Raw genomic sequence first — 19,601 nt, 5'->3', positions numbered from 1 at the left:
GGCATCAATGTCAGACGATATCGTAATTTTGGGCGGTGTGCGCACCGCCATCGGCACCTTTGGCGGCGCACTGGCGAAAACGCCACCGACAACGCTTGGCGCAACTGTCGCACGAGAGGCGCTCGCGCGGGCGGGCGTAGAACCGGGACAGATTGGCCACGTTGTCTTTGGCAACGTGATCAATACCGAACCGCGGGACATGTACCTGAGCCGCGTTGCCGCGATCGAGGCAGGCATACCCGATGAGGTGCCCGCAATGAACGTCAATCGCCTGTGCGGTTCAGGCGTACAGGCCATCGTTTCCGCGACCCAATCGCTGTTGCTGGGGGATGCGGATTTTGCGCTCGCCGGCGGCGCCGAAAATATGAGCCGCGCGCCCTACATCCTGCCGGACGCGCGCTGGGGTCAGAAGATGGGTGATGCAGCCTCGCTCGACATGCTGCTCGGCACGCTCAACTGTCCGTTCGGCACCGGCCACATGGGCGTGACCGCCGAGAACGTCGCGGGGGAGCATGATGTAAGCCGCGCGGAGCAGGATGCCTTTGCGCTGCGCAGTCAGGAACGTGCGGCGGCGGCTATCGAAGCGGGCCATTTCCGCGACCAGATTGTGCCAGTGGACGTGCGCAAGGGCCGTGACACCATCAACTTCGAGGTGGACGAGCATCCGAAGGCCACATCGCTGGAACAACTCGCCGGACTGCGGCCGGTGTTTCAAAAAGACGGCTCGGTCACGGCGGGCAATGCCAGCGGGATCAATGACGGGGCGGCGGCTTTGGTATTGGCACGTGCATCGGCGGCCGAAAAGGCCGGGCTGAAACCGCGCGCGCGGGTGATCGGCTATGCGCATGCCGGTGTACGGCCCGAAGTAATGGGCATAGGTCCCATTCCTGCAGTGACAAACCTGCTTGAGAAAACCGGCATGAGCGTTGCGGATTTCGACGTGATCGAGAGCAACGAGGCGTTTGCATCGCAAGCTTTGGCTGTGACGAAAGCGTTGGGATTCGATCCAGACCGAGTCAATCCGAATGGCGGTGCCATCGCACTGGGCCATCCCGTGGGTGCGACGGGCGCGATCATCACCGTGAAAGCCCTGTACGAATTGGAGCGCACCGGAGGCAAGCGGGCGCTGATTACCATGTGCATCGGCGGCGGACAGGGCATCGCGCTGGCCATCGAGCGTATGTAGAACAGCCGGTGAATGTACAGAAGGGGCAGGGCATCGAGCCCTGCCCCTTCTGGGGGATATTTTCAGCCAAGAAAAATAGGGATCAGGTCAATGCCGCTATCAGGAAAATGAGCCCTGCAGCGGCTGCGGCACCGGCGAGGGCCGCGCCAGCGATCCACCGCTTGAATGGCCGGTGCGGGCGTTCGACCGGATTGCCCTGACGGATCAGCGCCGCTTCGATCAGAGCGGGAAGACGCGGTCCGAAACGTGACAGGATACGCGCGGTTTTGGCCAGATCGCCTACAATCGCCTTGGGACCGATGGATTTGGTGATGTAGTCGGTGACGATCGGGGCTGCGACCTGCCAGATGTTCATCTGCGGGTTGAGCGAGCGGGCGACACCCTCCACCACGACCATAGTGCGCTGGAGCAGGATCAGTTCAGTACGCGTTTCCATTCCGAAGCGTTCCGTCACCTCGAAAAGATAGGACAGCAGGCGCGCCATTGAGATACGGTCTGCATCCATGCCGAAGATGGGTTCCCCTACCGCGCGCAGGGCGCGAGCGAATTCATCAACGTCCTTATCGGCGGGCACATAGCCCGCCTCGAAATGCACCTCGGCCACGCGCTTGTAATCTTTGCGGATGAACCCGTAGAGAATTTCCGCATAGACGCGGCGGGTATATTCGTCGATGTGGCCCATGATTCCGAAATCGAGCGCGATGATGTTGCCGTTCGGGGCAACCTTGAGATTCCCCTGGTGCATGTCACCGTGAAAAAACCCGTCGCGCAGGGCGTGTTGCAGGAAAAGCTGCAGGATACGCTCTGACAAGGCCACGCGGTCATGGCCTGCCGCATCAAGTGCTGCGTTGTCGCCCATCGGGACGCCGTCCGCCCATGTCATCGTCATGACGCGGCGGGCCGAATAATCCCATTTGATGCCAGGCAACTCAAAGCCTGCGTCGGCGCGGGTGTTATGCGCGAATTCGGAGGCCGAGGAGGATTCGAGCCGCAGGTCCAGTTCACCCCGAACCACACCGTCGAAATGTTCGATCACATCCATCGGGCGCAGACGACGCGAGCCGGGGGAGAACAGTTCCACCATGCGGGCCGCCAGATAGAACGCATCGACGTCCTTGCGGAACGCCTTTTCGATGCCCGGACGCAGCACCTTGACCGCGACTTCCTCTCCGGTTTCCGCAATGCGCGCACGGTGCACCTGCGCGATCGAGGCAGCGGCGACGGGTTCGCTGAACTCCGAAAAGAGCGTATCGATCGGCTGACCCAGCTCTTTCTCGACTTCCGCCTTGGCGGTGGCGACGTCGAAAGGGGGAAGTTTGTCCTGCAGCACGCGCAGTTGCAGCGCCATTTCGTCGCCGACCACATCCGGCCTTGTCGAAAGGACCTGGCCGAACTTGATATAGGCCGGGCCCAGCGCGGTGAGCGCACGGGTGGCGGGCGGCATTGTCGGATCGCCCTTGTACCCCAGGAACTTGAACGGCAAGCCCAACGCACGGGCCACCACGCGTAGCGGTTTGGAGGCGTCGAAGGCATCCAGCACCTTGTTCATCGCGCCCGTGCGCTCGAGCGTGGCACCAGTGCGAATCAGCCGCCAGATGTTATGCGGGCCGCGCACCTAAATCTTCCATCCCGAATGCAGACAGGCGATTCCCATCGAGAGGTTGCGGTATTTCGCCTGCTCGAAACCCGCCGCCCGAACCATGTCGAGAAAGGTTTCCTGATCGGGAAAATTGCGGATTGATTCAACAAGGTATTGGTAGCTGTCACGGTCGTTCGCGATGGCCTGTCCCATGCGGGGAATCACGTTAAAGCTGTAAAGGTCATAGGCCTTCTGCATCGCCGGATTGGGCAGTTGGCTGAATTCCAGCACCATCAGGCGGCCGCCCGGTTTGAGCACGCGGTACGCTTCGTTCAGCGCCTCTTGCGGTCGGGTGACGTTTCGGATGCCAAAGCTGATCGTGTAGACGTCAAAGCTGTCGTTCTCGAACGGCAATGCCATTGCATCGCCCACGACCCAATCAAGGCTGCCTTGCATCGCTTCGGCTTCGGCGCGTTTGCGGCCTTCGGTCAACATGCCTTCGGTCAAATCGCAGACCGTTGCGTGTCCGTGGCCCGCGCGTTTGAGAAACTTGAACGCCACGTCGCCGGTACCGCCTGCCACATCCAGCAGTGTCTGGCCGGGCCGCGGGGCGAGCCAGTCCATCATTGCCTCTTTCCAGATGCGGTGGATCCCGAGGCTCATGACATCGTTCATGATGTCGTATTTATTCGCCACGTCGTTGAACAGCGTGCGAACCTTGCCTGCCTTTTCGTCCTCGGGGATCGTCTGCGCGCCGAAATGGGTGGTCTTGTCGGTCATGGGATGCGTCCTGAACTTGTTATTTTGCAGATATAGCCTCAGGTAGGCAGGTGCAAACCGCCATTTGCCGCAGCACCGAAAAGGAGCCACCATGCCGGAACTGCCCGAAGTCGAAACCGTGCGCCGCGGGCTGGCCCCTGTGATGGAGGGTGTTGTGATCGAACGGGCGGAGATAAACCGGCCCGATCTGCGGTGGCCATTCCCGCTGCACATGGCGGAGCGGCTGACCGGGCAGCGGGTGGCACGTCTGCGCCGGCGTTCGAAATACATCCTTGCCGATCTGAGCTCTGGCGAAACGCTGTTGATTCACTTGGGGATGTCGGGGCGCATGCTGATCTCCGGCGATCCGTTGGGTACGTTTGCGCATACGCACCCCGCGGCGCAGAAGCACGATCATGTGGTGTTGCACATGGCAAATGGCGCGCGCATTACCTTCAACGATCCGCGCAGGTTTGGCGTGATGGATCTGATGCCGACCGACGGCGCCGACACGCACAAGCTGTTGGCGGTGTTGGGCCCGGAACCATTGGGCAACGATTTTCACGAATCCTTGTTGGTCGATGCCTTCAAGGGGCGCAACACGCCGGTCAAATCCGCACTTCTCGACCAGCGTATCGTCGCCGGTTTAGGTAATATATACGTCTGCGAGGCGCTTTTTCGGGCACGGATCAGCCCGAAACGCAAGGCGGGACGCATTGCCGCAGGACGCGTCGCGGCGCTGGTTCCGATCATCCGCGACGTGCTGCAAGAGGCGATCGCGGCGGGCGGGTCGTCTTTGCGCGATTTCCGGCAAGCCGATGGCGAACTTGGGTATTTTCAGCATTCATTCGATGTCTACGGGCGGGAGGGAGCCCCGTGCCGCACACCCGATTGCACCGGTACAGTTGCGCGTATCGTCCAGTCCGGGCGGTCCTCTTTCTATTGTCCGGTATGTCAAAGATAGCTTGAACCGTCCCACCGCCATGATATGCACGAATGTCTGTGCAACAACTAGGGGCCGTCTTACATGGCTTATGAAACGATCATTCTCGATGTCGACAATCACGTGGCCCTCATTACCTTGAATCGGCCCGATGCGCTGAATGCCCTGAACGATCAGTTGATGATGGAATTGGCCGATTGCCTGAAAGGATGCCAGGAAAACGAAAAGGTGCGGTGCATCGTAATAACCGGCTCGGAAAAGGCTTTTGCCGCGGGTGCAGACATAGCGATGATGAAGGAGAAGTCCTTTGTCGAAGCGTTTTCGGGTGACCTGTTCACGCCGGAAGCAGACCAGATCATGCGCATCCGCAAACCGATCATCGCAGCCGTCAACGGCTATGCGCTGGGGGGGGGCTGCGAATTGGCCATGATGTGTGACTTCATTATCTGCTCCGAAACGGCCAAGTTCGGGCAGCCCGAGATCAATCTCGGCGTTGTCGCCGGCATCGGCGGCACACAGCGCCTTACCCGGATCGTCGGCAAGTCCAAAGCAATGGACATGAACCTGACGGGTCGCTTCATGGATGCCGAAGAGGCGGAACGCTCCGGTCTTGTTTCGCGGGTTGTTCCGGCGAAAAAGTTGATGGAAGAGACCATGGGTGCGGCGCAGAAGATCGCTGAGAAATCGATGATTTCGGTCATGGTCGTAAAAGAGGCGGTGAACCGTGCCTACGAGGTTCCGCTGCGCGAAGGGCTTTTGTTCGAACGCCGGATGTTCCACGCGCTGTTTGCGACCGAAGATCAGGCCGAAGGCATGGGCGCGTTTCTTGAAAAGCGCGAAGCGCAGTTCCGAGATAAGTAATCGGGGTAACGCCGGCTGCGCGCCACGCCGACCTTTACAACCCTACCAAAAACCCCTTATAGCGCTCGGCATACATGCGCGTGCAGCCCGCTCTGGCTAGAATCACCTGTCAGGTGTCCTCCCTCCGGGAGCGATTGCACGCATTGACACATATAGAACAGACAGGATGATCCTCATGGCAAATACACCACAGTCGAAAAAACGCGCCCGCCAGAACGAGAAGCGTTTCGCCGTAAACAAGGCGCGCCGTTCGCGCATCCGCACCTACCTGCGCAAAGTCGAAGAAGCGATCGAATCCGGCAACAAGGACGACGCGACAGCCGCCTTGCGCGCAGCTCAGCCCGAGCTGATGCGCGGCGTCACGAAAGGCGTTTTCCACAAGAACACCGCATCGCGCAAGATGTCCCGTCTGGCGGCCCGCGTCAAAGCGATCGGCTGATCCAACGATCCTACCATCACTGGCTTTTTGCAAAGGCGTCACCTCGGTGGCGCCTTTGTTGTATTTTCGCCCCCCTCCCGGACTGTCGGAGATTCTTTTTCAGCAAACTCAGAGTCAAGAATTAAGATCGGTTGAACCGCGCGCGACAGCATTGCTATTTAGGTTCAGCGATTCACATCGCGGGGGGACAGACCCGATGTTAAGACCGTTATTTTGCTAGAGGTAACGGTGTATCAGAAGGGTTTCTGCCGGCATTGATAGAGATGCCCTACGAATCTGCGGATGCTGCTGCCAGCACATTTGCACTGTCGCACTTTAACGAACGGTGGCGTTCGATCATGCCTGTTCAGCTTAACCTGAATGGCATTCTTCGCCCCCACTATGAAAGTCCGAAGGGCATAAGCTGGTTTTCCGATGGGACCGGAACGGCTTTGCTTTGCCCGAAGACCAAAGGCAAGTTTTGTCGCGGCGGCGGCGCAAATGTATGGCGGTAGTGAAAGTATGATCGAGAACGACTGGGGCATCGTAAAACAGCGTCTTCTGAAAACCGTAGGGCAGAACAACTATACGACGTGGATCGATCCGTTGACCCTCTCGAAGTCCGAGCAGGGCATTGCGACACTGACGGTCCCGACCACGTTTTTCGGCAATTACGTCAGTCAGAATTTCTCTGATCTGATTCTGCACGAGATGAAAGCGTTCGACAGCGGACTGTCGAGGCTCAACTTTTCGGTTGCCAACAAGCCGCGGTCGGAACAGCCTCCTGTCACGCGCCACACCGATGCCGTCGCACCCGCAGCGCGGACGGCGCATTCGAAGAACAGGAGCGGGGGTGTCTCCTATACCGCACCACTTGAAAGCCGTTTTACTTTCGACACTTTTGTCGTCGGCAAGCCGAACGAGTTGGCCCATGCCGCAGCACGCCGTGTCGCAGAAGGCGGGCCGGTCACGTTTAATCCACTGTTCCTTTACGGCGGCGTCGGACTGGGCAAGACCCACCTGATGCATGCCATCGCGCAGGAGCTCCAGGCCCGCAAACCAGAGTTGAACGTGCTCTATCTGTCGGCGGAACAGTTCATGTACCGTTTCGTCCAGGCGTTGCGCGATCGCAAGATGATGGACTTCAAAGAAATCTTTCGTTCTGTCGATGTCTTGATGGTCGATGATGTCCAGTTCATCGCGGGCAAGGACAGCACGCAAGAAGAGTTTTTTCACACGTTCAATGCGCTGGTCGACCAAAACAAGCAGATCATAATCTCCGCAGATCGTGCTCCGCAGGAAATCAAGGACCTTGAAGAGCGCGTGAAGTCGCGCCTGCAATGCGGCTTGGTCGTGGATCTGCACCCGACCGATTACGAATTACGGCTTGGCATTCTGCAGAACAAGGTCGAGGGGCACCGTGCCTCCTATCCCGAACTTGAGATGGATGAGGGGGTGCTGGAATTTCTGGCTCATCGCATCTCCACCAACGTGCGCGTCCTCGAAGGGGCACTGACGCGGCTTTTCGCCTTTGCGTCTCTCGTCGGGCGCAAGATCGACATGGAGCTGACGCAGGACTGCCTTGCCGATGTGCTGCGCGCGTCGGAGCGCAAGATCACTGTCGAAGAAATTCAGCGCAAGGTGTCGGATCACTACAACATTCGCTTGAGCGATATGGTCGGCCCGAAACGCCTGCGCAGCTACGCGCGGCCCCGGCAGGTGGCGATGTATCTTTGCAAACATATGACAAGCCGCTCTTTGCCAGAAATCGGGCGCCGGTTCGGAGGACGTGATCACACAACGGTCATGCACGGTGTCAAACGCATCGAAGAGCTGAAAGCCACCGATGGTCAGATCGCCGAAGATCTGGAACTGCTGCGCCGCGCTTTGGAGGCGTAAGCGCCCGCACAGATGCAGCGATGCCACATAGCGGCCCTTCGCGGGGCCACCTAAAGCAATTGTATCGCGCACCCTCTTGTGATCAGGTCTAAACGGGGTAACGTGCCGGTCCCGGACCGGACAACTGGAGTGAGTTATATGAAATTCAGCATTGAACGCGCGGCGTTGCTCAAAGCCGTCTCTCAGGCCCAGTCCGTGGTGGAGCGGCGCAACACCATTCCGATCCTCGCCAACGTCCTTATCGAGGCGGAAGGCAGTGACGTATCGTTCCGCGCAACCGATCTCGATATCGAAGTGGTGGACAAGGCGCCTGCACAAGTCGAACGCGCCGGTGCGACCACCGTGGCCGCAACGACGCTGCATGAAATCGTGCGCAAATTGCCAGACGGCGCGTTGGTGTCCCTCACTTCTGACAGCGCTGCAGGCCGTCTTACCGTCGAGGCCGGGCGCTCGAATTTCTCGCTCGCGACGCTGCCGAAGGAAGATTTTCCGGTCATGGCGTCATCAGAGTACACATCGAACTTTTCCGCGAATGCCGCGGTGTTGCGCAGACTTTTCGACAAATCGAAATTTGCGATCTCTACGGAAGAGACGCGTTACTACCTCAACGGCGTTTACATGCATATCGCGGATGGCGACGGCGGCAAGATGCTGCGCTGCGTCGCGACGGATGGTCACCGATTGGCCCGTATCGACGCCGACATTCCGGCCGATGCCGCAAACATGCCCGGCGTAATTGTGCCGCGAAAAACCGTTGGAGAGATGCGCAAACTCTTGGACGATGACGAAATGCAGATCGCGGTATCCGTCTCGGAGACAAAAATCCGCTTTGCCACGCCGCAAATTACGCTGACGTCAAAGGTGATCGACGGAACCTTTCCGGATTACACACGCGTCATTCCGCAAGGCAACACCCGGAAATTGGAAGTCGATGCTGCGGATTTCGCCCGCGCAGTTGACCGTGTTGCGACCGTTTCGTCCGAACGGTCGCGCGCCGTGAAACTGCAACTTGACGAGGACCGGCTGATCCTGTCCGTTAATGCTCCTGACAGCGGCGCCGCCGAAGAAGAGCTCGCCGTGGCCTATTCGGATGAGCGGCTGGAAATTGGGTTCAATGCGAAGTACCTGCTCGAGATCGCAAGCCAAGTCGATCGCGAGAATGCGGTATTCCTGTTCAACTCATCTGGCGATCCAACATTGATGCGCGAAGGTAACGACACCTCTGCCGTCTACGTCGTAATGCCGATGCGTGTGTGAACGCATCCGGAATTTTCTAAAATTCCGGGCCGAATTTTATGAAAAATTCGAGCACCCGTAGATGGCTGATCTATTTCTTTCCAACCTGACGCTCTCCCACTTCCGGTCACATCTGCGGTCCGCTATCGCGGTAGATGCGCGTCCCGTCGCGATTCACGGCAACAACGGCGCCGGCAAGACGAACATCCTCGAGGCAATTTCACTTTTGTCTCCCGGACGAGGACTGCGGCGGGCGAGTGCTCAGGACATGACGCGCCGCCCCGAAGCATTGGGGTGGAAAGTCAACGCATTGATAAATGGCCCAAACGGTGTTGCGGAAATTGACATCACTTCAGAACAGGGTGTGGCGCGTCAAGTTCGCATCGATGGAAAACCCGTTGCGCAGACGGCGCTAAGCCGCATTGTCCGCGTTTTATGGCTGATCCCGTCCATGGATCGGCTTTGGATCGAAGGAGCCGACGGGCGGCGGCGGTTCCTGGACAGGGTGACACTCAGCTTTCTTCCCGATCACGCAGATATCTCACTCAGTTATGAGAAGGCGATGCGCGAGCGGAACCGCTTGCTCAAGGATATGGTTCGCGAACCGTCGTGGTATGCGGCTCTGGAAGCGCGTCTTGCCGAAACGGGTATCGCAATCCACCACAACCGGCTGCGGGCGCTGCAGGCGCTGACTGTCGCGCAGGAGATGACCGCTACCGCATTTCCTGTCGCAACTTTGGCGCTCGAATGTGACATGCCTGACAACGTAGAAGCGATGCGCGTGGCTTTGTCCGACAATCGCATACGCGACATGTCGGCGGGACGTACGCTGATCGGTCCCCACCGCGCCGATCTGATTGGGTCTTACGCGGAAAAGGGAATACCGGCGCGCGATTGCTCGACCGGGGAACAGAAGGCGCTGCTGGTTTCCCTGATCCTGGCGAATGCCCGGGCGGTGGCGGCCGACTTTGGCGCGCCCCCGCTGTTGTTGCTTGACGAGATCGCGGCACATCTCGATGCATACCGCCGTGCCGCTCTTTATGACGAGATTTCGGCGCTTGGTGCGCAGGCATGGATGACAGGGACCGAAAGCGGGCTTTTCGAGGCAATGGATGCGCGGGCGCAGTCTCTTACCGTTACAGAAGTGTCGGGGGTTTCAAGCGTGCTTTCTGCCCACTGAGAAGCCATACGAACACCGCATCTCCTACCACAAAATATTGTGTGCTGCGCGTGACAACCCCCCCTTAAAACAGTATATCTAGCGCGTAGAATTACAGGATTACACGAATGTCCGACATCGAGCAGATACCAGAAGAGTACGGCGCTAGTTCCATCAAGGTTCTCAAGGGCTTGGAAGCGGTTCGCAAGCGTCCGGGTATGTACATCGGAGACACCGATGACGGCTCCGGGCTGCATCACATGGTATATGAAGTCGTCGACAACGGGATCGACGAGGCATTGGCTGGTCACGCGGACCGGGTGACAGTCACCATCCACGATGACAGCTCTGTTTCTGTTTCGGACAACGGACGAGGTATTCCCGTAGGTATCCACGAGGAAGAAGGCGTGTCTGCAGCGGAAGTCATCATGACGCAGCTGCACGCGGGCGGCAAATTTGACAGCAATTCCTACAAGGTCTCGGGCGGTCTGCACGGCGTCGGCGTATCGGTCGTCAATGCACTCAGTGACTGGCTTGAACTGCGCATCTGGCGTGAGGGCAAGGAGCACGTCGCCCGGTTCGAGGGTGGGTTTACGACCAAACATCTCGAAACCTTGGGCGATACGGACCGTACCGGTACCCAGGTGCGTTTTCTCGCCTCGACCTCTACTTTTTCGAACCTTGATTACAGCTTTGAGACGCTGGAGAAGCGCCTGCGCGAATTGGCCTTCCTGAACTCCGGTGTCCGTATCGTTCTGCGCGACGAGCGGCCCAGCGAGCCCTTGGAAACCGAGCTGTATTACGAAGGCGGTGTGAAAGAGTTCGTGAAGTACCTCGACCGCCACAAATCGTCGATCATGCCTGAACCGATCTTTGTCGTTGGTGAGAAGGACGACATCGGTGTGGAAGTCGCGATGTGGTGGAACGACAGCTACCACGAGAACGTTCTGCCTTTTACCAACAACATACCACAGCGTGACGGCGGCACGCATATGGCGGGCTTTCGCGGCGCGTTGACGCGTACAATCAACAATTACGCTCAAAGCTCCGGCATCGCGAAGAAGGAAAAAGTTACGTTTACAGGCGATGATGCCCGCGAAGGGTTGACCTGTGTGCTTAGCGTGAAGGTTCCTGATCCGAAATTCTCATCTCAGACGAAGGATAAACTTGTTTCTTCCGAGGTCCGTCCGGCTGTCGAGGGGCTAGTAAACGAAAAGCTGGCTGAGTGGTTCGAAGAGAACCCGAACGAGGCCAAGATCATTGTCGGAAAGATCATCGAGGCTGCCCATGCACGCGAGGCGGCGCGCAAGGCTCGCGATCTGACGCGACGCAAGACGGCGATGGACGTGAATTTCCTTGCCGGAAAGCTCAAAGACTGCTCCGAAAAGGATCCTACGAAAACCGAAGTCTTCTTGGTCGAGGGCGACTCTGCCGGAGGTTCGGCCCAAACGGGCCGCGACCGCCAGACACAGGCGATCCTGCCGCTCAAGGGTAAGATCCTCAACGTCGAACGGGCACGGTTCGACCGGATGCTCGGCTCTCAGGAGATCGGTAATCTGGTGATGGCGCTGGGCACCGGCATTGGACGCGATGAATTTAACCTTTCTAAGCTGCGCTACCATAAGATCGTTATCATGACGGACGCCGACGTGGACGGCGCCCACATCCGCACCCTGTTGCTGACGTTCTTCTTCCGGCAAATGCCGGAGCTGATCGAGAACGGGCATCTCTACATCGCGCAGCCACCGCTTTACAAAGTGTCGCGCGGCAGATCCGAGGTGTACCTGAAAGATCAGGCCGCCATGGATGATTACCTTATTCAGCAGGGCATAGAGGGCGCGATGCTTCGGCAAGGCAACGGCGAAGAAATCAGCGGTCAGGATCTGGCCCGTGTCGTCGAAATGGCACGCCAGATGCGCCGCGTCCTAGAAACATTCCCGACCCATTACCCGCGCCACATTCTTGAACAGGCGGCGATCGCGGGCGCTTTCGTGCCCGGTGCCGTCGATCAGGACCTGCAGGACGTCGCCGACAAGGTCGCTACCCGGCTCAACCTGATCGCGCTGGAATACGAACGCGGCTGGCAGGGCCGGATCACACAGGATCATGGTATCCGCCTTGCACGCATTCTGCGCGGTGTAGAAGAGGTGCGCACCCTGGACGGCAAGATGTTGCGCGGCGGAGAAGCACGGAAATCAGGCACATTCACCGAGCATTTGCAGGACGTCTATGATTTGCCTGCAACGCTGATCCGCAAGGACCGCTCACAGCTGATCCACGGCCCCATGGACTTGCTCGAAGCGATCCTGACCGAAGGTGAAAAAGGTCTGTCCCTGCAACGCTACAAAGGTCTGGGAGAAATGAACCCCGATCAGCTTTGGGAGACGACACTTGATCCGGACGCCCGGACATTGTTGCAGGTGAAGGTAGAAGACATGGCAGAAGCCGATGACCTGTTCACGAAGTTGATGGGCGATGTCGTAGAACCGCGTCGTGAGTTCATTCAGAACAACGCGCTAAACGTCGAGAACCTTGATTTCTGATGAGTTGTAGGGAAGCGCATATTTTTCGCGGCGCGCATATTTCTTCGTGCCGCGAGAATGCTGAAAGCGGTATTATCCACAACTTATCAGATACTTAGAAAAAATGATCTGTGCAGTCGCATTTCACTCGTTGCTATTCTGGATCGCTACCTGCTTGTGGAAGACGGTGGCTATTCGAACTGCTCTTCCAGAGCAGATGCTCCAAAAACAGGTCTCCTTACCTTGAGGTGCGTTTCCTTATGCTTCTTCTGCGTCGAATTGAATGTCCAAGCAGCATTCACGGAAAAAACGCCCTGTGTCGCCAAGGTGTTGAAAAATGTAGGCGTGTTTGGTGTAGTCATCTCTTCGTTTCGAATTGCTTCGCAAACTGAACCGCGCCGGGTTTGCCGGAGGCTCTAAACCATGAGTAGGATGGAGGATCATGAACAAGACAACACACAATTATTCGCCAGAAGTGCACGAACGAGCGGTTCAGATGGTTTTGGATGGCGCAGGGCAGCATGAGAGCCGTTGGGCTGCGATTTGTCGATTTCTGCGAGGATCGGCTGTGCGCCGCAAGCACTGAATGAATGGGTAAAGAAGATCGCGGTCGATAGCGGCCAGCGTGGCGGCATCACAATCGAAACGGCCAAAAAGATGAAGGCTTTAGAACGCGAGAACCGCCAGCTGAAACAAGCCAACGAGATCCTCTCGCAAAGCATCAGCGTATTTGCACAGGCGGAGCTCGACCGCGCATTCAAGAAATGATCCAGTTCATTGAAGATCACCGCGCAGACCATGGGGTCGAGCCGATTTGCCGGGTTCTGCTGATTGCCCCAGCCACTTTCTATGACAACAAGGCCAAGCGGACAGATCCGTTCCTCCTTTCGGATCGTGCCATGCGTGATGAGCAACTCAAGCCCGACATTGAACGGGCCTTAGAGCAAAATCTCAGCGTCTACGGTGTGCGGAAGATCTGGCATCAGATGCGCCGAGAAGGCTTTGATATCGCGCGTTGCACCGTTGCCCGCCTGATGAAGGATATCGGGGTCGAAGATGTCATTCGCGGCAAGAAGTCCAGAACAACCGCGCCTGACAAGGCGCTGCCCTGTCCACTGGACCGTGTGAACCGCCAATTCCATGCGCCAGCCCCAAACGTCTTGTGGGTCAGTGACTTCACGTATGTCGCTACATGGCAGGGCTTCGTTTATGTGGCGTTCGCCATTGATGTGTTCGCCCGACGGATCGTGGGATGGCGCGCCAGTCGCACGCCCAATGCGGGCTTCCTCCTCGATGCCTTGGAAAAGGCCATTCCTCAACGTAGACCCGCGCGCGATCAGCTGGAGCATCACTCGGATCGCGGTTCGCAATACCTGTCGATAAAGTACACTGATCGATTGGCCGAGGCAAAAGTTGCACCATCTGTCGGCAGCGTCGGGGTTTTCTATGAAAACGCGCGGGCCAAAATAATCAACGGATTGTTCAAAGCCGAGGTCATTGACAGACGCGGACCTTAGCGCAACTTCGAGGCCGTGGAATATGTAACGCTGGAATGGGTGGACTATCCAACAGGTCGCCACCAACCGCGACCGTCTGTACGCTTTTCGCGTCCACGGCGAAGTCAGCCGCGAGGACATGACCGCTATGGCGCAAGCCGTGAACGAGATCTTCGATTCGCACGAGGAAAATGTCGATCTGTTGATGATTTTTGACCGCTACAAAGGCGCCGAAGCGGGCGCCGCCCTCAGCTGGGAATCGCTGAAGTCGCGCTTTCGGTCTCTTGCAAATGTCGGACGGTACGTTGTCGTCGGCACACCGGATCAAGTGGAGGACATGATCGACTTTATAGGCAATCTCATTCCCGTGGAAGCCGAGACTTTCGACGAGGAGATCTCGGATTGAAACTCATTAAAGGCCGAAGCCGTCGCGCCCTGAGATGCCCGTACGAACAGGGCCGCCCCGAGAAACAGAGCGGCCCAATCGAATTGTATAGGAGGCGGGATCGGTTAGATCACCAGATCCACCTTGGGATTCAGAGCGCCAAGGGCTGCCCTAGCGCGCGATCTCCAAAGCTGTTCCGACACCTCTCTCCAGTACCGTTCTTGACACTAGATCACCTCCTTTGCAGTTGTTGAAATCACATGCACCGTCGCACAGGTGTACCCACATTCAAAGCGATTTTTCTGCGACGAAGTGTCCTTTGCTAACCTGCGCCCGTTTCAGGCGGACCGCAGGCGTGCAGTAATTAGGCGGAAAGGCACTAGCGCAATCAGAGCAAGCGAAAGCTTGACCGCCCAGTCCGCGACCGCCAGCGACACCCAAAGAGGAGCCGCCGGTCCGGAACCCAATAGCGGCACTGCCTCCGCAGCCCAGCTAACGTCCGTTGCGGTATGCACGAAGACCAATGCGTCAGAGAATGCGACCGAGAAGAAGAGTGCCGTATCCACGGTGCTGCCGAGGAGGGTGGACACCAGCGGCGCACGCCACCATGCGCCGCCGCGCAGTGCGGCAAAGATACCCACATCCAACAACTGTGCGACCAGGAACGCGAGACCCGATCCGATCGCGATCCGCACCGTCACCAATGGTCCGAATTCACCTATGATCTGCGTGCCGATCAACGAGCAGATAATGCCGACTACAAAGCCCGCCAGAACGACGCGGCGGGCGGCGGACGCACCGTACACACGGTTCATTACATCCGTCACAAGAAACGCGAACGGATAGGTGAACGCCCCCCATGTCAGCCAGTCGCCATAGAGAAACTGGACGAGAATGTTCGAGGCCACGACGATAAGCGCCATGGCAAGGACGCCGGGAAGATAAGTGCGTGTCATGTATGAACCGTTTTTTGCAAGGGTGCGGCGACTTGGCCTGCGGGAATCGCAGACATGGGTGCTTTAAGAGGCTTTGCGCGGCCCTGCAAGTTATTCCTCCACGATGAATTCAACGATCTGGGTGTCCTGAATGCGCAGGAAGTTGTCGTCCGAGATCATCGTGACCCGCAAGATTCCGGATGTATCAGTCCAAACGCTTAGCCCTTCCAGATTATCGAATTGCGCGGGCTGGGTGGTCAGCAAGGTATCGTCGCGCGGGGCATCGTGCGAAAAGTCCAGCAGCCGGATCCGGCTGCGAAAACCGAGCAGCGTCGCGGCCCTTTCGAGAATCCACAGCCGTCCGGCAGGGTCGAAATCCCCACCTACTGGTAAAAAGGGCCCGCGCTTGGGGATCCGGGCGGCACGTGTCCACTGTCCGGACCGATATGCAAAAAGCTCGAATGTCGCGCCGGGTGCCGGCGCTTTTTCCGCCATAGCGAAAAGGGCGCCTTCCGCGTCAACTGCAAGCATCTCCAATCCCGAATTGCGCCCGACATCCCGTGTAAACGGCACGGCGATTTCACCGCTGAGCGTGCCTGTATCCAGATCGATCCGAGTGATCCGGTTTCGGTACTCGAAGGATGCAAACGCGCGGCCGTCGGGGGCAATCGCCAGACCTTCCGCGTCTTTGTCGCTCTTGATCAGCGGTGGTCCGATTTCGCGCGTCAGGGCAGCATCCTGTGTCAGCGTGATCGCCTGCAGCGTCCCGTCGCTTCGCTGCATATCTGCGTGAATAAGGTGCCCACGGTCACTGAGCGCGATCAGACGCCTCCCGCCGTCAGTGACCTCTAGTGCCGACCAACCGCCGAACCATTCCGCGTCGTGCTCCAGCGTGAGGCTGGAGGAGAAACGCAAGACCGGTTCGGCGAGCGCATTTCCACCGCACAGCAGAAACGCAAGGACAGTGCAAAAACGCGTCAGTTGTAGTCGAGAACGGATTTGCACTGTGCGGGAAGGTCCGCCAGGACGAGTTCACGGCGTGGCTTGGCGGGTGTTTTCTTTGCACCCGGTTTGGCTTTAGGGGGGTTCAGGATGTTCGCCTGCCACTGACGTGCGTCTGCACAGCCGTCACCGGCGGGCGGCGGCGTCTGGTCCGCGCATCCGCGTGCGCCCGAAGGACAGCTCATTCGGATGTGGAAATGATAGTGATGCCCGTACCATGGCCGGATCTTGCGCAGATAGCTGCGGTCGCCGCGCTCATCATCGCACATTTGCACCTTAGCACCCGGAAAGATAAATATCCGCGCCACGCGCGGATCCTTGGCGGCAGCCTTGACGATCTCGTGGTGCGACCGAGTCCAGCTCCTGTTGACGTAGGCCCCGGCCGACCGTCGCATGGAAATGGACGAGATATTCTCGCGTTGCTTCGCGCTGAGGCTCAGCGAGGTCGGCGGGAGCATCCAGACATCCGCGTCCAGACCAATCTGATGCGAGCGGTGCCCCGTGAGCATGGGGCCGCCGCGCGGCTGGCTCATATCCCCGACATAAAGCCCGTTCCAGCCCGGTTGCTGCGCCGCGAACTGGCTCAGCTTCTTGACGACATCAATCATTTCGGGATGCGCCCAATTGCGGTTGCGCGACAGACGCATGGCCTGCCAGGTCGGCCCGCTTTCGGGCAATTGTTCGGCCCCCGCGAGACACCCCTTGGCGTAGCTGCCGAACGGCGCGGACGGCATCGAAGCGGGCCCGCTTTTTACCCCGAACAGTTTCTTGGCCTGCACGTTGCTCAGCGCACCACCAGAAGATCCGATGGTCGGTAGATTTACCGGCTTTTCCCGCGCGCCGCTGATGTCGCGGGATCCGCCGCCGCAGCTTGCCAACAGTGCCGCAAGGGCGGTGGCGACAAGAAGTCTCTTCATCATCATGATCTGAAATCTCCCATTGGCTTGACCCATGCTAGCAGCACAATGCCGATGATGAACAGCCCTACTAGCGGGGTCACACCCAATTGTTGGCTGCCGGTGACCTGCGAGGTCAACGCGATGAGCGCGGGTGCGAGGAACGAGGTTGCCTTGCCCGACAGGGCATACAGGCCGAACGCCTCTGTCATGCGCGCGGGATTGGCCTGCCGCGTCATCATATTGCGCGAAGATGCCTGTAGCGCGCCGCCAGCCGCCCCGATAACAGCCCCGGCGAAGAAGAACAGGATATCCGGCAGGTTCGACCCTTCGGATAATGGTACGCCAAAGATGGAAGCTGGGCTGATCGTGACGATCATGATCGCGATCATCAGCAAAGCGACGTTGCAGAAGATGATCACCGGCATCGGCCCGACCCGCCGGTCGATCCGTCCCGCGATCCAGCAGAAGATCGCACCGGAAATCGCGGCGATAATGCCGAAAATCCCGACCTGCGTGATGGACCAGTTCAGAACACCTGTCGCGTAGACACCGCCGAACGTGTACATCCCGTTCAGCGCATCGCGGTAGAACATGGAAGACCCGAGATAGGCGAGAAGCGAGGGGTGGCTCGGCAGCCCCTTGATCGTTCTGGCAAGGTCGGACATGCTTTTCCGGAACGCGATGCGGGTTCCACCCGGTTTCGGCGTGTCGCGCGCCGTCATGAAAAACGGGATCATGAAAACCGCGAACCACACCGCGATAAATGGGCCGACAATCCGCGTATCCGCCTTGGTCGCAGGATCAAGACCAAAGAGCGGCGCGAACCCTGCCATCGTCGCGCCGCTGTCCGTCGCCTGAAACAGGGCCAGCATCACCGCCAGCGCCAAGACGCCGCCGACATAGCCAAAGGCCCAGCCGGATCCGGATATGCGGCCAAGCTCTGCGGGATCGTCGTCAAGCTCCGGCAGATAGGAGTTCGTGAAGATCGTGGCGAACTCCATTCCGATCAGACCAATCCCGAAGAAGAACAGCGCCCAGACCACGGAAAAATCTGCGGGCGTCGTCCACCAGAGTGCGAAGGAGCCTACGAAGTAGCACAGGGAAAACAGCCAGATCCACGGCAGCTTGCGCCCCGAGTTGTCCGCGATGGCGCCCAGAACCGGCGCGGATACGGCTATGAACGCGCCCGCGATCGCAAGCCCCCAGCCCCAATAAGCCTGCGCCTGCGCCTTGGCGGCACCTTCGGCCATGCCGCTTTCAATCAGGACCGACGACATCGTCTGCGCAAAATAGGGCCCGAAGATAAAGGTAAGCATGAGGGTGTTGAACGGCTGGCTTGCCCAGTCGAAGAAATACCACCCCCAGATGCGTTTGCGCGGCGATACTGCGGTCATGGTTCACTCCCCGTTTGCACCGCAATGTAGAGCAGTCGGCAAACACCGGCGCAAGAAAAGCTTTTGAGTTGACTGGTTTGGACGCCCCAATTACCTTTTTCCATCCAATTTGTAGAATTGGGAACGGGCGCGTGCCGCCCAACGGTACGGGGATAAAAATATGATTAGATTATTGTACTTCAGCACAGCGACGCAGAATATGAGCGGTGCCGATGTTGATGAGATCATTGCACATTCAGTTAAAAATAACACCGAGCGCGATGTAACGGGTATGCTCGCCTACAACGGGCGCAATTTCTGTCAGGTTCTCGAAGGGGAAAAAGGGACTGTCGACGATCTGGTCGAGGTGATCCGCGCGGACGTGCGTCATTCCGGCTTCAAGGTATTGGGCGAAAAGCCGATCACTCAGCGTCACTACGAGGGCTGGGCGATGAAACGCGTCGATGATCTGGATTTTTCCGAAGCGCTCAATGTGATGGATGCCTGAATCACGCGGCCTTCGGGCCTTGTTTCCGAAGCGTCTTGCGCTTAATTGCTGCTCAGACACAGCGAAAAGGTCCCGTCGATGACATCTCTCTTTCAGATCCTCATGCTTTTGCTGAACATTGTTTGGTTTTTCATTATTGCGCATGTGGTGATGTCATGGCTGATCAACTTTCAGGTTCTGAACTTGCGGCAGCCGCTGGTCGCGCAGATCTGGTATGGCATCAATCGCCTGCTTGAGCCGCTGTATGCGCCCATCCGGCGGATCCTGCCCAACATGGGCGGCATTGATCTCGCGCCGCTGGTGGTGCTGGTGGCGGTTGCGGCGCTGCGCATCGTGTTGGTCAACAACGCCGCCGCCTTCTACTGATACATTGCGGCGAATTGGCCTTGCCCATCGGTGAAGGCTTGTCCCTGTGTCCGGGATATGTGAGTCATCGGCATT

The 19,601-nt window shown here is 58.3% G+C and carries 17 protein-coding genes, 1 pseudogene and 1 other annotated feature; of the genes and pseudogenes, 12 read left to right on the top strand and 6 right to left on the bottom strand.

The features are described 5' to 3' along the window. The first annotated feature begins 7 nt into the window (after positions 1-7). Positions 8-1,186, top strand: a complete 1,179-nt coding sequence (locus Q1A06_RS10300; protein ID WP_299562625.1) for an acetyl-CoA C-acyltransferase family protein — start codon at positions 8-10, stop codon at positions 1,184-1,186. 82 nt (positions 1,187-1,268) lie between these two features. Here the strand turns inward: Q1A06_RS10300 and ubiB are convergent, their stop codons facing one another. Then, positions 1,269-2,801: a 2-polyprenylphenol 6-hydroxylase gene (gene ubiB, locus Q1A06_RS10295; protein WP_299562622.1), complete on the bottom strand. Its 1,533-nt coding sequence runs from the start codon at positions 2,799-2,801 to the stop codon at positions 1,269-1,271. After that, positions 2,802-3,545: a bifunctional demethylmenaquinone methyltransferase/2-methoxy-6-polyprenyl-1,4-benzoquinol methylase UbiE gene (gene ubiE, locus Q1A06_RS10290; RefSeq protein ID WP_299562619.1), complete on the bottom strand. Its 744-nt coding sequence runs from the start codon at positions 3,543-3,545 to the stop codon at positions 2,802-2,804. It abuts the gene before it with no gap. A 91-nt stretch (positions 3,546-3,636) separates the two neighbouring features. Here ubiE and mutM point away from each other — a divergent pair, with 91 nt between their 5' ends. The 9 genes and pseudogenes from mutM (at position 3,637) to Q1A06_RS10245 (ending at position 14,464) form a co-directional block, all read left to right on the top strand. Continuing rightward, complete coding sequence (mutM, locus tag Q1A06_RS10285) at positions 3,637-4,488, top strand: bifunctional DNA-formamidopyrimidine glycosylase/DNA-(apurinic or apyrimidinic site) lyase (protein WP_299562616.1); 852 nt, start codon at positions 3,637-3,639, stop codon at positions 4,486-4,488. A gap of 63 nt (positions 4,489-4,551) precedes the next feature. After that, positions 4,552-5,328, top strand: a complete 777-nt coding sequence (locus Q1A06_RS10280) for an enoyl-CoA hydratase (RefSeq protein WP_299562613.1) — start codon at positions 4,552-4,554, stop codon at positions 5,326-5,328. A gap of 175 nt (positions 5,329-5,503) precedes the next feature. Beyond that, positions 5,504-5,767: a 30S ribosomal protein S20 gene (gene rpsT, locus Q1A06_RS10275; RefSeq protein WP_299562610.1), complete on the top strand. Its 264-nt coding sequence runs from the start codon at positions 5,504-5,506 to the stop codon at positions 5,765-5,767. A 501-nt stretch (positions 5,768-6,268) separates the two neighbouring features. After that, positions 6,269-7,645 (top strand): chromosomal replication initiator protein DnaA, encoded by a 1,377-nt coding sequence (dnaA, locus tag Q1A06_RS10270; RefSeq protein ID WP_299562607.1) that lies wholly within the window; start codon positions 6,269-6,271, stop codon positions 7,643-7,645. Between the two features lie 138 nt (positions 7,646-7,783). Continuing rightward, positions 7,784-8,902, top strand: a complete 1,119-nt coding sequence (dnaN, locus tag Q1A06_RS10265) for a DNA polymerase III subunit beta (RefSeq protein WP_299562604.1) — start codon at positions 7,784-7,786, stop codon at positions 8,900-8,902. 61 nt (positions 8,903-8,963) lie between these two features. After that, a complete protein-coding gene (gene recF / locus Q1A06_RS10260; RefSeq protein ID WP_299562601.1) occupies positions 8,964-10,061 on the top strand; it encodes a DNA replication/repair protein RecF in 1,098 nt (365 codons plus the stop codon). 107 nt (positions 10,062-10,168) lie between these two features. Continuing rightward, a complete protein-coding gene (gene gyrB / locus Q1A06_RS10255) occupies positions 10,169-12,583 on the top strand; it encodes a DNA topoisomerase (ATP-hydrolyzing) subunit B (protein ID WP_299562598.1) in 2,415 nt (804 codons plus the stop codon). Positions 12,584-13,004: 421 nt separating this feature from the next. Continuing rightward, positions 13,005-14,076, top strand: a pseudogene (locus Q1A06_RS10250) (IS3 family transposase); the annotation flags it as partial. Next, positions 13,286-13,401, top strand: a sequence feature (AL1L pseudoknot). (Overlaps the previous pseudogene by 116 nt.) A gap of 49 nt (positions 14,077-14,125) precedes the next feature. After that, positions 14,126-14,464 (top strand): STAS/SEC14 domain-containing protein, encoded by a 339-nt coding sequence (locus tag Q1A06_RS10245; RefSeq protein WP_366523518.1) that lies wholly within the window; start codon positions 14,126-14,128, stop codon positions 14,462-14,464. 317 nt (positions 14,465-14,781) lie between these two features. Here the strand turns inward: Q1A06_RS10245 and Q1A06_RS10240 are convergent, their stop codons facing one another. From Q1A06_RS10240 to Q1A06_RS10225, 4 genes are all read right to left on the bottom strand, one after another. Next, positions 14,782-15,399, bottom strand: a complete 618-nt coding sequence (locus Q1A06_RS10240) for a queuosine precursor transporter (RefSeq protein WP_299562595.1) — start codon at positions 15,397-15,399, stop codon at positions 14,782-14,784. Between the two features lie 90 nt (positions 15,400-15,489). Continuing rightward, positions 15,490-16,293 (bottom strand): esterase-like activity of phytase family protein, encoded by an 804-nt coding sequence (locus Q1A06_RS10235; RefSeq protein ID WP_299562591.1) that lies wholly within the window; start codon positions 16,291-16,293, stop codon positions 15,490-15,492. A 62-nt stretch (positions 16,294-16,355) separates the two neighbouring features. After that, positions 16,356-17,303: a penicillin-insensitive murein endopeptidase gene (gene mepA / locus Q1A06_RS10230; RefSeq protein ID WP_299562588.1), complete on the bottom strand. Its 948-nt coding sequence runs from the start codon at positions 17,301-17,303 to the stop codon at positions 16,356-16,358. Beyond that, positions 17,300-18,673 carry an MFS transporter gene (locus Q1A06_RS10225; protein WP_299562585.1) on the bottom strand — a complete coding sequence of 458 codons (1,374 nt, stop codon included), beginning with the start codon at positions 18,671-18,673 and terminating at the stop codon, positions 17,300-17,302. The genes mepA and Q1A06_RS10225 overlap by 4 nt, the downstream gene beginning before the upstream one ends. 160 nt (positions 18,674-18,833) lie before the next feature. Here Q1A06_RS10225 and Q1A06_RS10220 point away from each other — a divergent pair, with 160 nt between their 5' ends. Together Q1A06_RS10220 and Q1A06_RS10215 are read left to right on the top strand one after the other, a co-directional pair. Beyond that, positions 18,834-19,160 carry a BLUF domain-containing protein gene (locus tag Q1A06_RS10220; protein ID WP_299562582.1) on the top strand — a complete coding sequence of 109 codons (327 nt, stop codon included), beginning with the start codon at positions 18,834-18,836 and terminating at the stop codon, positions 19,158-19,160. A gap of 78 nt (positions 19,161-19,238) precedes the next feature. After that, a complete protein-coding gene (locus Q1A06_RS10215) occupies positions 19,239-19,526 on the top strand; it encodes a YggT family protein (RefSeq protein WP_299562579.1) in 288 nt (95 codons plus the stop codon). Positions 19,527-19,601: the final 75 nt, after the last annotated feature.

It is taken from the genome of uncultured Sulfitobacter sp. (assembly GCF_947497275.1).
Taxonomy (GTDB): Bacteria; Pseudomonadota; Alphaproteobacteria; order Rhodobacterales; family Rhodobacteraceae; genus Sulfitobacter.
Note: the sequence above shows the minus strand (reverse complement) of the source record. Positions and strands in the feature narration are given on the sequence as shown.

Excerpts from the sequence above, each read along its gene's own strand:
- ubiE (WP_299562619.1), bottom strand. The coding sequence starts at position 3,545 with ATGACCGACAAGACCACCCATTTCGGCGCGCAGACGATCCCCGAGGAC.
- dnaA (WP_299562607.1), top strand. The coding sequence starts at position 6,269 with ATGATCGAGAACGACTGGGGCATCGTAAAACAGCGTCTTCTGAAAACC.
- Q1A06_RS10220 (WP_299562582.1), top strand. The coding sequence starts at position 18,834 with ATGATTAGATTATTGTACTTCAGCACAGCGACGCAGAATATGAGCGGT.
- Q1A06_RS10280 (WP_299562613.1), top strand. The coding sequence starts at position 4,552 with ATGGCTTATGAAACGATCATTCTCGATGTCGACAATCACGTGGCCCTC.
- Q1A06_RS10240 (WP_299562595.1), bottom strand. The coding sequence starts at position 15,399 with ATGACACGCACTTATCTTCCCGGCGTCCTTGCCATGGCGCTTATCGTC.
- dnaN (WP_299562604.1), top strand. The coding sequence starts at position 7,784 with ATGAAATTCAGCATTGAACGCGCGGCGTTGCTCAAAGCCGTCTCTCAG.
- rpsT (WP_299562610.1), top strand. The coding sequence starts at position 5,504 with ATGGCAAATACACCACAGTCGAAAAAACGCGCCCGCCAGAACGAGAAG.
- mepA (WP_299562588.1), bottom strand. The coding sequence starts at position 17,303 with ATGATGATGAAGAGACTTCTTGTCGCCACCGCCCTTGCGGCACTGTTG.
- Q1A06_RS10215 (WP_299562579.1), top strand. The coding sequence starts at position 19,239 with ATGACATCTCTCTTTCAGATCCTCATGCTTTTGCTGAACATTGTTTGG.
- mutM (WP_299562616.1), top strand. The coding sequence starts at position 3,637 with ATGCCGGAACTGCCCGAAGTCGAAACCGTGCGCCGCGGGCTGGCCCCT.
- gyrB (WP_299562598.1), top strand. The coding sequence starts at position 10,169 with ATGTCCGACATCGAGCAGATACCAGAAGAGTACGGCGCTAGTTCCATC.
- recF (WP_299562601.1), top strand. The coding sequence starts at position 8,964 with ATGGCTGATCTATTTCTTTCCAACCTGACGCTCTCCCACTTCCGGTCA.
- Q1A06_RS10225 (WP_299562585.1), bottom strand. The coding sequence starts at position 18,673 with ATGACCGCAGTATCGCCGCGCAAACGCATCTGGGGGTGGTATTTCTTC.
- Q1A06_RS10300 (WP_299562625.1), top strand. The coding sequence starts at position 8 with ATGTCAGACGATATCGTAATTTTGGGCGGTGTGCGCACCGCCATCGGC.